We start from the raw sequence: 14,101 nt of genomic DNA on the forward strand, positions 1-14,101 counted from the left end.
GCGCTGCACCGTGGGCGCGGGCGCGGGCCCCTCGGGAACAGGCTTCAGAACGTCGTCTTCCTTCCCGTGTCAGAGTTTCTTCGTTTCAGGATAAGGCCGTCTCTATACCACAGTGAGCGGCAGCAGCTTGCGGCCCGTCGGGCCGATCTGGATCTCGGTGCCCATGGTCGGGCAGACACCGCAGTCGTAGCACGGCGTCCACCGGCAGTCCTCGACCTCCGCCTCGTTGACGGCGTCCTGCCAGTCCTGCCAGAGCCACTCCCGGTCGAGGCCGGCGTCGAGGTGGTCCCAAGGCAGGACCTCGTTCTCCTCGCGCTCGCGCGTGGTGTACCAGTCGACGTCGACGCCCGCCTTCTCCGCGGCGGTCATCCAGCGGTCGTAGGAGAAGTGCTCGCTCCAGCCGTCGAAGCGGCCGCCGTCCTCCCAGACGGCCCTGATGACCGCGCCGACCCTGCGGTCGCCGCGCGAGAGCAGCCCCTCCACGATCGAGGGCTTGCCGTCGTGGTAACGGTAGCCGATCGCCCTGCCGTACTCCCTGTCGCCACGCAGCGCCTCGCGCAGGGCCTTGAGCCGCCGGTCGACGGTCTCATGGTCGGCCTGCCCGGCCCACTGGAACGGGGTGTGCGGCTTGGGCACGAACCCGCCGATGGAGACCGTGCAGCGGATGTCGCGCGAGCCGGTGGCCTCGCGGCCCGCCTTGATGACCTTCTTGGCCAGGTCGGCGATGCCGAGCACGTCCTCGTCCTGCTCGGTGGGCAGGCCGCACATGAAGTAGAGCTTCACCTGCCGCCAGCCCTGGCTGTAGGCCGTGCTGACGGTGCGGATCAGGTCTTCCTCGGTGACCATCTTGTTGATCACCTTGCGCATGCGCTCGGAACCGCCTTCGGGCGCGAAGGTCAGGCCCGAGCGGCGGCCGTTGCGCGAGAACTCGTTGGCCAGGTCGATGTTGAAGGCGTCGACCCTGGTCGAGGGCAGCGACAGCGAGGTGTTGGTGCCCTCGTAACGGTCGGCCAGCCCCTTGGCGATGTCGGCGATCTCGGAGTGGTCGGCCGACGACAGCGACAGCAGGCCCACCTCGTTGAAGCCGGACTCGTTGATGCCGTTCTCGACCATGGCGCCGACCGTGGTGATCGACCGCTCGCGGACCGGGCGCGTGATCATGCCGGCCTGGCAGAACCTGCAGCCCCTGGTGCAGCCGCGGAAGATCTCCACGCTGAACCGCTCGTGCACCGTCTCGGCCAGCGGGACGAGCGGCTTCTTCGGATACGGCCACTCGTCGAGGTCCATGACGGTGTGCTTGTGCACCCGCCACGGCACGCTGCTCCGGTTGGGAGCCACGCGCTTGATGCGGCCGTCGGGGTGGTACTCGACGTCGTAGAACTTCGGAACGTAGACACCGCCCGACTCGGCGAGCCGCATGAGCAGCTCGTCACGGCCGCCGGGCCGCCCCTCCGCCTTCCACTCGCGCACGACCTCGCTGACGGCGATGGCGATCTGCTCGCCGTCGCCCAGCACGGCCGCGTCGAGGAAGTCGGCGATCGGCTCGGGGTTGAAGGCGGCGTGACCGCCCGCCAGCACGATCGGGTCGTCGTCGCCGCGGTCGACCGACAGCAGCGGGATGCCGGCCAGGTCGAGCGCGGTCAGCATGTTGGTGTAGCCCAACTCCGTGGCGAAGGACACGCCCAGCACGTCGAAGGCGCGCACGGGGCGGTGACCGTCCACGGTGAACTGCGGGACGCCCTGCGCGCGCATGAGCGCCTCGAGGTCCGGCCACACCGAGTAGGTGCGCTCGGCCAGCGTGTCGGGCAGCTCGTTGAGGATCTCGTAGAGGATGGCCACGCCCTGGTTGGGCAGGCCCACCTCGTAGGCGTCGGGATACATCAGGGCCCAGCGCACCGAGGCCTCGTCCCAGTCCTTCACCGTCGAGTTGAGCTCACCCCCGACGTACTGGATCGGCTTCTGCACCTTGGGCAGCAGCGCTTCCAGGCGTGGGAACAATGACTCGACAGACATAGCACCAAGGGTAATGGAGCGACAACACCACTGGGTCGGCCGCCGTCAGTACGCTCTCTCCCTGATCCTGATCGCCTGCAGCATCCCCACCGCGATCAGGTTGGCGAAGGTCGCGGTGCCACCGTAGGAGACGAACGGCAGCGGCAGCCCGGTGATCGGCATGATGCCGATGGTCATCCCGATGTTGACGAACGTCTGGAACCCGATCCAGCACACGATCGTGCCCGCCACCAGCGTGCCGAAGCGGTCGTCGCACTGCTTGGCGATGTGCAGGCCGCGCAGCAGCACCACCCCGAGCAGCGCGACGACCGTGACCGAGCCGAGGAAGCCGAACTCCTCGCCGGCGACCGTGAAGATGAAGTCGGTGTGCTGTTCGGGCACGAACCTGCCGTTCGTCTGCCCGCCCATGAACAGGCCCTTGCCGAAGAACTCGCCGGAGCCGATCGCGATCATCGACTGGGTGCTGTTGTAGCCGACGCCCCGGGGATCCACGCTCGGGTCGAGGAAGGCGGTGAAACGCGCCACCTGGTACGGCTCCAGCAGTTCGAAGAGCCACACGCACGCCGCGCCGGCCACGCCGCACAATGTCAGCAGAACCAGCCACCGCTTCCTGATGCCCGCGATGACCAGCACCGACGCGGTGATGACGGCCAGCACGAGCGTCGTGCCGAGGTCGGGCTGCAGCATCACCAGGCCCATCGTGCCCACCGCCAGCGCCAGCGAGAACGCCACGTCGAGCCCGCGCGGCCGATCGGTGCCCTCCGCTGGCTGGGCCAGCAGCATGGCCAGCATCAGCAGCAGCCCGACCTTGGCGAACTCCGAGGGCTGGATCGCGAACCCGCCGCCGAGCATGATCCACGAGTGGGAGCCGTTGACCGTCGTGCCCACGGGGGTGGCCACCAGCACCAGCCCGATCACCGTCACCAGGTAGGCCATCGGCGCGTAGGCCCGCAGCAGCCGGTGGTCGACCATCGACACGACCCCGCACATCACCGCCCCGAGCAGCAGGTTGAGCACGTGTTTCTTGACCAGCCCCGTCGCGCCCGGCGCCCACGTGCGGGTCGACGACCAGACCAGCAGGGTGCCGATCACGCCCAGCGCGGCCACCGCGACGAGCATGACCCAGTCGAGTCGCCACAGCGCCGACTGCGCGCCCACGGCGGCCAGCGCGAAGTGCCGGCGCGGCCTCAGCTGCGTGCGGGCCGTCATCGCGCCACCGTGCCGTCACTCTTGATCTTCGGCAGCACCCCGGTCGGCAGCTCGGGCCGCCCTCCCTTGGACCGGTCCTTGTCCTTCGCCGCTTCCTTCGCCGGGTCCGTCACCGCGTCCGTCACCGTGTCCTTCTTCTCGCCGTCCGCCGCCGACGGGAATCCGTAGATCCCCTCGTAGATCTCCCGTACGGCGGGCGCCGCGGTCGAGCCGCCCATGCCGCCCTGCGACACCATGACCACGACCACGAACCGGGGATTGGCGGTCGGCGCGAAGGAGGCGAACCACGAGGTGTCGGCCTTGCCCCAGACCTCGGCCGTACCGGTCTTGCCGCCGACCCGCACCTTGTCCATCGGGAACCCGGTGAAGGCGCCCGCCGCGGTGCCGTCGGAGGCGACCTGGCTGAGCGCGTTCTTGATGTAGGCGCGCTCCTTGGGGCTCAACGGCAGCTCGCCCCTGACCGGCACCTCGATCTTCTTCACCAGCGTGCCGTCGGGCCGTACCAGCGCCCAGCCGATCCTCGGGCTGCGCAGCTTGCCGTCGCTGACCAGCGCCGCGTAGGCGGTGGCCAGCTGCAGCGGCGTGACGAGCACGTCGCCCTGCCCGATGGAGAAGTTGGCGGCGTCACCGGGCCTCAACAGGTAGCCCTCCAGGCAGTTCTCGTAGGCCAGGCGCTTGAGGAAGGCGGCCCTGGCCCTGTCGGCCACCTCGGGGTAGCCGGTGCGGGCGCGGCGGCAGTTGACGGCGCTGGTGGCCGCCCACATCTCCTTCTTCCAGGTCCGGTCGGGAATGCGGCCTGACGACTCGCCCGGCAGGTCGACACCCGTGGGCCGGCCGAACCCGAACGATCGGGCCATCGCCGCGAACCGCTCCTTCGGCGGCTTCTTGGGCCGCAGCCCGCCGTCCTTGAGCCACTGCTCGTAGGCGGACTTGTAGAAGATCGTGTCGCACGAGCGCACCAGCGCGGTGTGCAGGGTCAGCGTGCCGAGCCCGATCCCGCGGAAGTTGTTGAACGCCCTGCTGCCGACCATGTACGAGCCTGGGCAGGAGTACTGGCCGTGCAACGGGTAGCCGGCGCGCAGCATCGCCGACACCGACGACACCTTGAACGTCGAGCCAGGCGCGAACTGGCCGTTGATCGCCCGCGACACCAGCGGCTTGCCCTCCTTGTCCGACAGCAACCGCTGGTACTCCTTCTCGGAGATCCCGCCAGTCCAGATGGCGGGGTCGTATCCAGGCGCGCTGGCCAGCGCGACCACCCTGCCGGAGCGCGCGTCGAGCACCACCCCCGCCGCCCCGTCGGCCTGGGGCGCCTTCTTCATCGCCCCGTCGATGGCCTTCTCCACGATGCCCTGGATCCGCGCGTCGATGCTGGTGATGAGGGTGTCGCCGGGAACGGGCGCCACCCGCTGCCGCACCCCGAGCGACTTGCCCATCCTGTCGACCTGGACCTTGCGCAGCCCGCTCTTGCCGCGCAGCGCCTCGTCGTAGACGTACTCCAGGCCGTCGCGGCCGACCACGTCGACGCCCGAGAACTCCGCCTTCAGCCCCTCGCGCTTCTCCAGCTCGTCCTCGGTGGCCGGCTGCAGGTAGCCGAGCATCTGCGCGCCCGCCTTCCCGCCCGGGTACTCCCTGACGGCCTGCACCTCCGCCGTCACACCGGGGAACTCCTCCTGCCGCTCCAGGATCTGCAGTGCCTCGCGGGTGGTGGCCTTCTGGTCGATCGGGATCGGACTGTACGGCGAGCCGGTCCAGCAAGGCCTGGTCACCTTGGGCCCGCACGGCTGGATGCGCTTCTCCAGCAGCCTGGCCGGCGTGCCGAGCACCTCCGACAGCCGTTGGAGCACCTTCGCACCGCCGTCCTTCATCCTGGTCAGCGCCGTCCTGTCCACCGAGATGACCAGCGCCGTCCGGTTGCGGACCAGCGGGTGGCCCCATGCGTCGAGGATCTGCCCGCGGACGGCGGGCACCACGACGTTCCTGTTCCTGGTCTCGTCGGCCGCGCTGACGAACTCCGCGCCGCGCATCATCTGGACCTGCCACAGCCGTACGGACAGCACCGCCAGCAGCGTGACGACGAGCACGTGGAGCACGAACAGCCTGGTGCGCATCCTGGTCATGACGCGTACCTCTCCGACCGGCCGGCGATGATCAGCCGGATGACCAGGGGCGCGAGGAGCAGCGAATACAGCACGGTGACCGGCACCACCGAGGTGACCGAGGCGGCCGTGACCCGCGGGTCGCCGATCAGCCAGCCCACGGCGGCCGCCAGCAGCGGCGCCGCCAGCACGCACAGCATGACGGTCACCAGCGTGCCACCCGGCCGGCGGCCCGCCACGTAGCCGACCAGCGCGTAGACGAAGGCGTACTGGCCGAGCACGTGGGCGGTCGGCGGCATCACGTCGATGAGGATCCCCGCGCAGAAACCGATGACCGCGCCCGTCACCGGCCCTCTGGCCAGCGCCAGCCCGATCACGACGAGCAGCACCAGATCAGGCCCGCCACCGGGCGGCAGCGGGAACCTGTTGACGACCGTGACCTGCACCAGCAGCGCCACGACGACCACCAGGATCGCGATCACCGCTCGCCCGCCAGCCTGGGCAGGACCACATCGCGCGGGTCACGCCGGGGCGCGGCCACCACCACCCCCACCGCGTCGAGCCCGCTGAGGTTGGCGAAGGGCCGCGCGTAGGCGATGCGGGTCAGCTCGCCGGGCGTCGCCTCCACCCGCTCGATCACCCCGATCGGCACCCCCGGCACGTACGGCACGCCGCGCTGCGAGCCGAAGCTGACGATCCTGGTGCCCGGCGTGAGGCGGGCGGTCGAGTCGAGCAGCCGGAACTGCACCAGCCTGCCGTACTCGCCGACGCCGTGAATGACGCCGATCTCGTTGTCGCCCTCCAGCCTGGCGCCCACCGACGAGGCGGGATCGCTCAGCAGCATGACGGTCGCGTTGTCCGCCGTGGCCCGCACCACCCGGCCCACCAGGCCGTCCCCGTTGATCACGGTCATCTCGGGCCGCACCCCGTCGCTGGTGCCGGCGTCGATCTCGACGGCGTCCTCGAAACCCGGGTGCCCCCTGCGGGCGACCACGGTGGCGGGGACGACCGTGTAGCCGCCCCGCTGCGCGGTGCCGAGCAGCCTGCGCAGCTCCGCCGAACGGGCCTTGTCGAGAGCGGCCGCCACCAGGCCGGCGCGAAGCTCGGCGTTCTGCGCCTCCAGCTCCTTGATCCGCCGACGGGCTCCCGGAGCGCCGGCCAGCGCGCCCACGAACTCACTGACCGGTGTCACGACCCCGGCCACGAGCCGCTCCGCCCCGCCGAACAGCGACGAGCCGACTCCACGCAGCAGGGCGAACGGCGAGCTGCCGCCCGCGCGGTGGTCGACGGTCAGCACGACCAGCGCCACGGTCAGCAGCAGCCCGAGGATGAGCCGGGCACGGCGCGTGTCCCTCATCTCAGTGACGTGGTTCCGGGACCAGCACCGAGTGAAGCGCCTCGAACTCCTCCACGCACTTGCCCGAACCGAGCGCGACGGAGTCGAGGGGGTTCTCCACCATGTGGACGGGCATGCCGGTCTCGTCCCTCAGCCGCTCGTCCAGGCCCTTGAGCAGGGCGCCGCCGCCGGTGAGCGCGATGCCGCGGTCCATCAGGTCGCCCGACAGCTCGGGCGGGCACTTGTCGAGCGTGGTCTTGACCGCGTCGATGATGGTGTTGACCTGCTCCCTGATCGCCCTCCTGATCTCCTCGGCCGAGACCACGATCGTCTTGGGCAGCCCGCTCACCAGGTCGCGGCCCCTGATCTCGGCGTTGAACTCGTCGTCGGAGGCGCAGGCCGAGCCGATGGCCATCTTGATCTCCTCGGCGGTGCGCTCGCCGAGCATCAGGGAGTATTCCTTCTTCGCGAAGGTGATCACCGCCTGGTCGAGCTCGTCGCCGCCGACCCTGATCGACTGGCTGGTCACCACGCCGCCCATCGAGATGATGGCCACCTCGGTGGTGCCGCCGCCGATGTCGACGACCATGTTGCCGGTCGGCTCGTGGACGGGCAGCCCGGCGCCGATCGCGGCGGCCATGGGCTCCTCGACGATGTAGACCTTGCGCGCGCCCGCCTGGTAGCCGGCCTCCTTGACCGCCCGCTGCTCCACCCCGGTGATGCCGCTGGGCACCGCGATGATGATGCGCGGCTTGGCGAAGTGGCGGCGCTTGTGGACGCGCTGGATGAAGTAGCGCAGCATCCGCTCCGTCACGTCGAAGTCGGCGATCACACCGTCCTTGAGGGGGCGCACGGCCACGATGTTGCCGGGGGTGCGGCCGATCATGCGCTTGGCCTCGATGCCCACGGCGACGATCTTGCCGGTCGTGGTATTGATGGCGACGACGGACGGCTCGTTGAGCACGATGCCGCGGCCACGCACGTAGACCAACGTGTTGGCGGTACCGAGATCGACCGCCATGTCACGGCCGAGAAAGGCGAGCCTGCTGCTCATGGGGAGCCCCGTAACGTCGTCGCGAATAATTACGGATCGCATTTGAATCGTAACGTGACGTACCCGCATGTGAGCGCAATGAGCCCGGGTGGCCCTCAAAAATCTTCTCGCCTCCCCCTCACCACCCGTTTGCCCGCAAACCTGCACCACGTCAGACCCGGTGTTCACGGATCCTCGGGGCAGGCGCGTCGAGATCATCGAGTGCGGCACCCGACGTGCGGATTGACCTGATTTGTCAGGGTTTCCCGGTGGGGTGATTTGCCCCCTTTCGTCACAGACTGGAGGGCAAAGGAAAGGCAAAGCCGGTAGCCACGGAGATCGTCTCGGGGGTCCGTGACGGCGGCCCGCCGGCGGCTCCCGAGAAGCGTCCCCTGGACGGGCGCCGGCCGGTGAACACGGAGGCGCTTGGGGCGGCTTGCCGTACGGGATGGGACCCGATGAAGCCGCCCCTCACCCCACGGAACGGCGCCTCCATGCAGGACCGGCGCGAGACGCCCCGCCCGGCCCACCCACGGACAGCGCCTCCGCGCACGACCGGCGCGAGACGCCGCCCGAGACGATCGGCGACCGGCAGAGCGGACGGGAAACGGCACCGCCGCCCCGTAAAGGAGGCGACGTTCTTCAAGAGACCGTCAACACCTTCAAGGAGCCGTCAAACCCGCAGGCCATCGGACGTTCAGCAGCCGTCGATGACCGCTCGAGGCTCATGGAGCGTCGAACACCCAACGGGGCGTCAAACGCCGGACGCCGGCCCCGCGGTGGTGCGTGGGCCGGCGTCCGGGACGGAACCTCAGAAGCGGTCCGGGAAGAAGATCTTGATCTCGCGCGCGGCCGACTCGGGCGAGTCGGAGCCGTGGACGACGTTCTCGCCGATCTCCAGCGCGTGGTCGCCACGGATGGTGCCGGGGGCCGACTTGACCGGGTCGGTCAGACCGGCCAGCGAGCGGAAGGCCTCGATCGCGCGGGGGCCCTCGACCACCAGCGCGACCAGCGGCGCGGAGGTGATGAACTCCACCAGCTCGCCGAAGAACGGCCGCTCGGCGTGCTCGGCGTAGTGGGCCTTGGCGGTCTCGGCGTCGAGCTGGCGCAGCTCCATGGCCACGATCTTGAGGCCCTTGCGCTCGATGCGAGCGATCACGTCACCGATGAGGCCGCGCTTCACCCCGTCGGGCTTGATCAGGACAAGAGTGCGCTCGGACACTGGTGGTTCTCCTTTGAACTGGATGTCTTGGTCGCGAAATGCGGCGAACGCGCGAAGCTTACCGCCCTCTCACGAATTCCCCGTGCTCGACGACACTCACCTAGTCGTCGGCGGCGTCTTCCGGGGACTGCGCGGGCGGCGGGACGACCGGCATCGGCCCCGTCCCCTCGCCCGGCCCTTCCGCTGAAGCACCCCTGCCGGCGGGAACCTCGCCCGACGGCCGCCGGTCGCGCGCGCCACCCGCGGACAGCCCGTCGGTCACCCCGCTCCCGGGCGCGCCGCCATCGCCCATCACCCGGCCACGCGCACCACCGTCGCCGACCGCTCGACCACCAGCCCCGCCGTCGCCGGCCGCTCGGCCACCAGCCCCGCCGTCGCCGGCCGCTCGGCCTGCAGGGCCGCCCTCGCCGGTTGTCCGGCCTGCAGCCTCGCCCTCGGCGGTCGATCGGCCAGCCGCACCGCCGGCGCCGGGCGATCTACCTGCAGCGCCGCCGTCGCCGGTCGACGGGGTGGGAGCGCCACCTGGCGTGCCGGGCGTGGACTGCCCCGGCGACGCCGACGATCCAGGCGAGCCGTCCGCGCGCCGGCCCGCGGTGCTCTCATCGGAGACGGCCCCGGCCCGTGAAGCCATCCTCCGGTCCTGCGCGGCGGTCACCCTGGGAACCTCACCTGTCGGCGTGTCCTCGTCCGGCACCCTCTCGCCACGCTCCGCCGCCAGCCACGCCCTGCCGCCGGGTTCGGCGGGCGCCTCTCGCACCGCCTCCAAGCCGGCCGGCGCCTCTCGCGTCGTCTCGAAGCCGTCCGACGTGTCCCGGCCCGGCCGGGACCCGCCCGACGCCTCCCAGCCTGTTTCGCGCTCGATCGGCGTCTGCCGGCTCGCCCATGTGGCCGACGTCCCGGCGGGTTCCTCCGGCGCGATGCCGTCGCCCGCCACCGGGAACTCCGCGGCCCGCTCCCGTGCCGTCCTCGCCCCCCGCAGGTCCGGCGAGGACCCCGAGAGGCCGTCGGCGGCGGCAGCCGTACCCACGAGGTCTCCAGGAGCCCCGCAGGGGGTCTCCTCGTCATCTCCGGCGGCAGCGGCGGCACGGGCGGCCGAGCGCCGCCCGAGCAGCGCCGCGAGCACGATGACCGCGACCACCAGGAACCCGCCGATCAACGCCCACAGGTGCAGCGCCTCCACGAACCTGTCCACCAGCTGCTGCGCCGACTGCGGCCTGCCGAGCAGCACCATCTGCACGCCGGTGCCGAGCAGGTATCCGGCCAGCACCCCGGGGAAGCACAGCGACAGCCCGTAGAGCGCCGCCCCCGGCCCCGACATGCGCAGCGCCGCGGTCAGCGCCACGGCCGCGCCCAGGGCCAGCAGCGCGAACGGCACGACCAGCAGGAATCCGTCGCTGGCCGGCACCATGAGCCGCACCGCGCACAGCCCCACCACGATCGTGACCAGGCCCGCCCTCGACAGCCACGGCATCGCCGCCCTGTCGAGCACGCCGACGGCCAGCGCCGCGCCCGCGCCCAGGACCGCGCAGATGACGAAGGGCAGCCACAGGCCGCTCAGCCCGGGCCCGCCGACCCCGCCCAGCTCCATGTAGGTGACCTGGGCGGCCGTCGGCAGCACCACGACGCCCACCGCGAACATCGCGTAGGCCAGAGCGCGCCCGGCCGGACCTTCGAACGTGCCGATCGAGGCCAGCGTCAGCAACGCCGCGATCGAGAACAGCGCCGCCAGGATGACCAGCCCCGCCGGCCAGCCGAAGGTGGTGCCGACCGCCAGCACCGCCAGCCCCGCCGCCGGCACGGCCGTCAGCGTCAGCCTGCTGCGTTCGGCCGCGCGCGGCCCGGGGGTGCCCGTGGCGCCCATGACCACGCCGAGAGCGAGGTAGACGGCCGCCAGGCCGAGCGCGATGCCGGTCAGCAGCGGGTACGGCTGCAGCGTGACCCGCCAGTGGCGCGCGGCGTCGAGCGGCCAGAGCGCCAGCGCCTGGGCGGCGAGGAGGCTGACGGCGAGCATGCCCGTCCAGAGCGCCCGCAGCAGCGGCGCCCGCTCCCAGGCGGCCATCAGCAGGGCGGGGACCAGCAGGCCCGCGCCGATGCCGTGGACCACCCGCAGCAGCCCCACGAGGAGCGCCGAGCCGGCGAAACCGCCGGCCGCGTCGGCCAGGGCCAGCACCGCCAGCCCCGTGAGCAGGATCGGCGCGGCCTTCATCCGCTGCACCAGCACCGATGCCAGCGGCACGGTCAGCATCATCGCCGGCAGCGCCAGCCCGTGCGCCCTGATCAGCTCGAGCCTGTCGAACTCCGGCGGCAGCAGTGCCGCGACGAGGGAGACGGTGTTGGGGATCGCGAGGATCGCCAGGGGCAGCGCGGCGACGATCAGTAGCCCGAGTGTCACGTCGAGCAGCCAGGAGAACCTGGCGCCTGCGGCGGGTCCCTCGAGGCCGACGGCCTGGGACCGCTCGATGGGGGGATCGATGGGGGGGACGGCCATGTTGGCCGACTTTAGCGGGAAGTCACGCCCTCGACACGGCGAGCGACGAATATCGCTGTGATCCACAGTGCCGCGAAGATCGCCCCGAGGAAGAACATCATGGGCACGAGGAACCCGGTGGCGATCGCCAGCACCTGCACGAGGCTGCCGATGACGTAGCCGACAGGCCGTTTGAGCAGGCCTGCCGCCACCACGCACAGGACGGCCAGGCCGATGCCGACCGTCACCGCCACCGCCACCGGGATCTGCTGGATCTTGATGGCCACGGGCGTGATGAGCGCGACCACGATCGCCTGCATGCCGAGCACGCTCGCGCCGAGGCGGCGCATGCCGGGTGTCACCTCGAAGTTCATGGCTGGTCCACCTTCAGCAGCAGTCGCGCGTCACCCGCGGTCACGACGGAGCCGGTGATGAGGACACCCGTGCCGCTGAACTCGCCCTCGGCGTCGGCGATGGCGAGCCCCCTGTCGATGGCGTCGTCGAGCCGCCCGACGACGTGCACGCGGTCCTCGCCGAACAGCCCGGCGGCCAGCTCGCCCAGCTCGTCGGCGGGCATCGAGCGCGGCGAGGAGTTACGGGTGACGACGATCTGGTCGAGCACCGGCTCCAGCAGCTCGAGCAGGCCGCTGACGTCCTTGTCCGCCATGACGGCCACCACGCCGATCACCTTGGCGAAGTCGAAGGCCTCGTGCAGCCCGTCGAGCGTGGCCGTCATGCCGCCGGTGTTGTGGGCGGCGTCGAGGACGACCGTGGGGCTCCTGCGCACGACCTCCAGGCGCCCCGGAGAGGCGGCCTGGGCGAAGCCCTGCCGGACGAGTTCGATGTCGAGCGGGTCGTCGCCGCCGGTCATCGCCTCGACGGCGGCCAGCGCGCAGGCGGCGTTGCTCGCCTGGTGCGCGCCGTACAGCGGGAGGTAGACGTCCTCGTAGACGCCCTTGAGGCCGCGCAGGGTGAGCAGCTGGCCGCCCATCGCGACCTCGCGGCTCAGCACGCCGAACTCGAGCCCCTCACGCGCGACCACCGCGCCCACCTCGACGGCCTTGTGCATGAGCACCTCGGCCGCCTCCAGCTCCTGCTGGGCGAGGATCGTGGTGGCGCCCGTCTTGATGATGCCCGCCTTCTCGGCGGCGATGGACGGGATGTCGGGGCCCAGCCGGTCGGTGTGGTCGAGCGAGATCGGCGTGATCACGGACACGACGGGGTCCATGACGTTCGTCGCGTCCCACGTGCCGCCCATCCCCGTCTCGATCACCGCCACGTCGACGGGCGTGTCGGCGAACGCCGCGAACGCCATCGCCGTGAGCAGCTCGAAGAACTGGATGCGCCGGCCCCTGCTGTCGTTCAGCTCGACGTAGGGCGCGATCTCCTCGTAGACGGCCGCGAACCGCTCCTCGCTGAGCGGCTCGCCGTCCACGACGATCCGCTCCCGCATGGAGATCAGATGCGGGCTCGTGAAACGCCCGACGCGCAGGTTGCGCTCCCGCAGCAGGGCCTCGGTCAGCCGGGCCGTGCTCGTCTTGCCGTTCGTCCCGGCGATGTGCACGACGGGGAAGGCCCGCTGCGGTGAGCCGAGAAGGTCCAGAAGGGCCACGATTCTGTCGAGCGTCGGCTCGAAGTCCCATTCGACGCCGCGTTCCATGATGGCCCGCTCAACCGCACGATAATCCACCCCACAACCCTATCCGCTCGTACGGCAGGCCCTTCCATAACGTCGGTCGTATGCACGTTTGGAGGGTAGGCCGCCCTACCCGGCGTTGCGATTCTTGGGCCATGGAAGGCGAAGGAATCACCCGCAAAACCGTGTTGAAGGCGGCGCTGCTGGCCGCCCCGCTCCCCTTGGTGGTCAACCAGGCCCATGCCATGGCCGGGTCGCCCCCGGCTCTCACCCCGTCCTGCGACGACGGCGACGACCCGACGCCCCCGCAGACCGAAGGCCCCTACTTCAAGCCGAACTCCCCGCGCCGCTCGGTCTTACCGGGTTCGGGCACCGCCCTGACCGTCAGCGGCTACGTCTTCGGCCTCAGCTGCCAGCCCCTGGCCAACGTACTCATGGACTTCTGGCAGGCCGACGCCCAGGGCGCCTACGACAACGTCGGGTACAACCTGCGTGGTCACCAGTTCACCGACGCCCAGGGGGCGTTCAGGCTGACGACCATCGTCCCCGGCCTCTATCCCGGCAGGACCAGGCACCTGCACGTCAAGCTGCAGGCACCGAACCGTCCCGTCCTCACCACCCAGCTCTACTTCCCTGGCGAGCCGCGCAACAACACCGACACCATCTTCAACCCCGCCCTGCTCATGAACGTGCCGCAGCCGGGCACCGCCACGTTCGACTTCGTCCTGAACGTGCCGGGCACCCCGCCGACGTCACCGCCGCCCGGAAGCGGCACCTGGCGCGCCGGCACCACCTACCCCGCCGGAGCCCAGGTCCAGTACGGCGGGCGTACGTATCGCTGTCTCCAGCCGCACACCGCGCAGGTCGGTTGGGAACCGCCCAACACGCCGGCCCTCTGGCAACCCGTGTGACCCTTTGCCGATAAGGCGTCGATTTACCTGGGAAAGCGCATACCAGAGAAGTCCGACAGGCGTGCCGGAACACCGCCCAGCGATGCTGTGAGGTGTTCCGGCACGCCCTCGAAACGGTCTGGAAAAGCAGAAAGGGCCATCCCAACCGGGATGGCCCTTACTGTAAAGATTGCGC

11 protein-coding genes are annotated in these 14,101 nt (G+C 70.7%); 1 reads left to right on the forward strand and 10 read right to left on the reverse strand.

What is annotated here, in order from left to right; translation table 11 throughout:
* Window positions 1–102 precede the first annotated feature (102 nt).
* From ACWEVS_RS30770 to ACWEVS_RS30815, 10 genes are all read right to left on the reverse strand, one after another.
* A complete protein-coding gene (locus ACWEVS_RS30770) occupies window positions 103–2,013 on the reverse strand; it encodes a TIGR03960 family B12-binding radical SAM protein (protein WP_452554306.1) in 1,911 nt (636 codons plus the stop codon).
* Between the two features lie 45 nt (window positions 2,014–2,058).
* Complete coding sequence (rodA, locus tag ACWEVS_RS30775; RefSeq protein WP_452554307.1) at window positions 2,059–3,222, reverse strand: rod shape-determining protein RodA; 1,164 nt, start codon at window positions 3,220–3,222, stop codon at window positions 2,059–2,061.
* Window positions 3,219–5,342 carry a penicillin-binding protein 2 gene (mrdA, locus tag ACWEVS_RS30780; protein ID WP_452554308.1) on the reverse strand — a complete coding sequence of 708 codons (2,124 nt, stop codon included), beginning with the start codon at window positions 5,340–5,342 and terminating at the stop codon, window positions 3,219–3,221. Before mrdA ends, rodA begins: the two co-directional genes overlap by 4 nt.
* Complete coding sequence (mreD, locus tag ACWEVS_RS30785) at window positions 5,339–5,803, reverse strand: rod shape-determining protein MreD (protein WP_449931260.1); 465 nt, start codon at window positions 5,801–5,803, stop codon at window positions 5,339–5,341. Before mreD ends, mrdA begins: the two co-directional genes overlap by 4 nt.
* On the reverse strand, window positions 5,800–6,678 hold the full coding sequence (gene mreC / locus ACWEVS_RS30790) for a rod shape-determining protein MreC (protein ID WP_354916361.1): 879 nt from the start codon (window positions 6,676–6,678) through the stop codon (window positions 5,800–5,802). Before mreC ends, mreD begins: the two co-directional genes overlap by 4 nt.
* Window position 6,679: 1 nt before the next feature.
* On the reverse strand, window positions 6,680–7,711 hold the full coding sequence (locus ACWEVS_RS30795) for a rod shape-determining protein (protein WP_354916358.1): 1,032 nt from the start codon (window positions 7,709–7,711) through the stop codon (window positions 6,680–6,682).
* Window positions 7,712–8,501: 790 nt separating this feature from the next.
* A complete protein-coding gene (ndk, locus tag ACWEVS_RS30800) occupies window positions 8,502–8,912 on the reverse strand; it encodes a nucleoside-diphosphate kinase (RefSeq protein ID WP_354916355.1) in 411 nt (136 codons plus the stop codon).
* Window positions 8,913–9,012: 100 nt separating this feature from the next.
* Entirely contained in the window at window positions 9,013–11,400 is a 2,388-nt protein-coding gene (locus tag ACWEVS_RS30805) for a hypothetical protein (protein ID WP_452554309.1), read from the reverse strand.
* Window positions 11,401–11,411: 11 nt separating this feature from the next.
* The gene (locus ACWEVS_RS30810) at window positions 11,412–11,753 is read right to left on the reverse strand and encodes a DUF4233 domain-containing protein (RefSeq protein ID WP_452418836.1); all 342 of its coding nucleotides are present in this window, start codon (window positions 11,751–11,753) and stop codon (window positions 11,412–11,414) included.
* Entirely contained in the window at window positions 11,750–13,039 is a 1,290-nt protein-coding gene (locus tag ACWEVS_RS30815) for a bifunctional folylpolyglutamate synthase/dihydrofolate synthase (protein WP_452554310.1), read from the reverse strand. Before ACWEVS_RS30815 ends, ACWEVS_RS30810 begins: the two co-directional genes overlap by 4 nt.
* A 131-nt stretch (window positions 13,040–13,170) precedes the next feature.
* Between ACWEVS_RS30815 and ACWEVS_RS30820 the strand changes: the two genes are divergently transcribed.
* Window positions 13,171–13,926 carry a dioxygenase family protein gene (locus tag ACWEVS_RS30820; protein ID WP_449931266.1) on the forward strand — a complete coding sequence of 252 codons (756 nt, stop codon included), beginning with the start codon at window positions 13,171–13,173 and terminating at the stop codon, window positions 13,924–13,926.
* Window positions 13,927–14,101: the final 175 nt, after the last annotated feature.

Source organism: Nonomuraea sp. NPDC003754 (assembly GCF_053605785.1).

Bases quoted from the DNA above. Each gene is read 5' to 3' on its own strand.
- ACWEVS_RS30815 (WP_452554310.1), bottom strand. From the start codon at position 13,039: ATGGAACGCGGCGTCGAATGGGACTTCGAGCCGACGCTCGACAGAATC.
- ACWEVS_RS30805 (WP_452554309.1), bottom strand. From the start codon at position 11,400: ATGGCCGTCCCCCCCATCGATCCCCCCATCGAGCGGTCCCAGGCCGTC.
- ACWEVS_RS30820 (WP_449931266.1), top strand. From the start codon at position 13,171: ATGGAAGGCGAAGGAATCACCCGCAAAACCGTGTTGAAGGCGGCGCTG.
- mreC (WP_354916361.1), bottom strand. From the start codon at position 6,678: ATGAGGGACACGCGCCGTGCCCGGCTCATCCTCGGGCTGCTGCTGACC.
- ACWEVS_RS30795 (WP_354916358.1), bottom strand. From the start codon at position 7,711: ATGAGCAGCAGGCTCGCCTTTCTCGGCCGTGACATGGCGGTCGATCTC.
- mrdA (WP_452554308.1), bottom strand. From the start codon at position 5,342: ATGACCAGGATGCGCACCAGGCTGTTCGTGCTCCACGTGCTCGTCGTC.
- ACWEVS_RS30770 (WP_452554306.1), bottom strand. From the start codon at position 2,013: ATGTCTGTCGAGTCATTGTTCCCACGCCTGGAAGCGCTGCTGCCCAAG.
- rodA (WP_452554307.1), bottom strand. From the start codon at position 3,222: ATGACGGCCCGCACGCAGCTGAGGCCGCGCCGGCACTTCGCGCTGGCC.
- ACWEVS_RS30810 (WP_452418836.1), bottom strand. From the start codon at position 11,753: ATGAACTTCGAGGTGACACCCGGCATGCGCCGCCTCGGCGCGAGCGTG.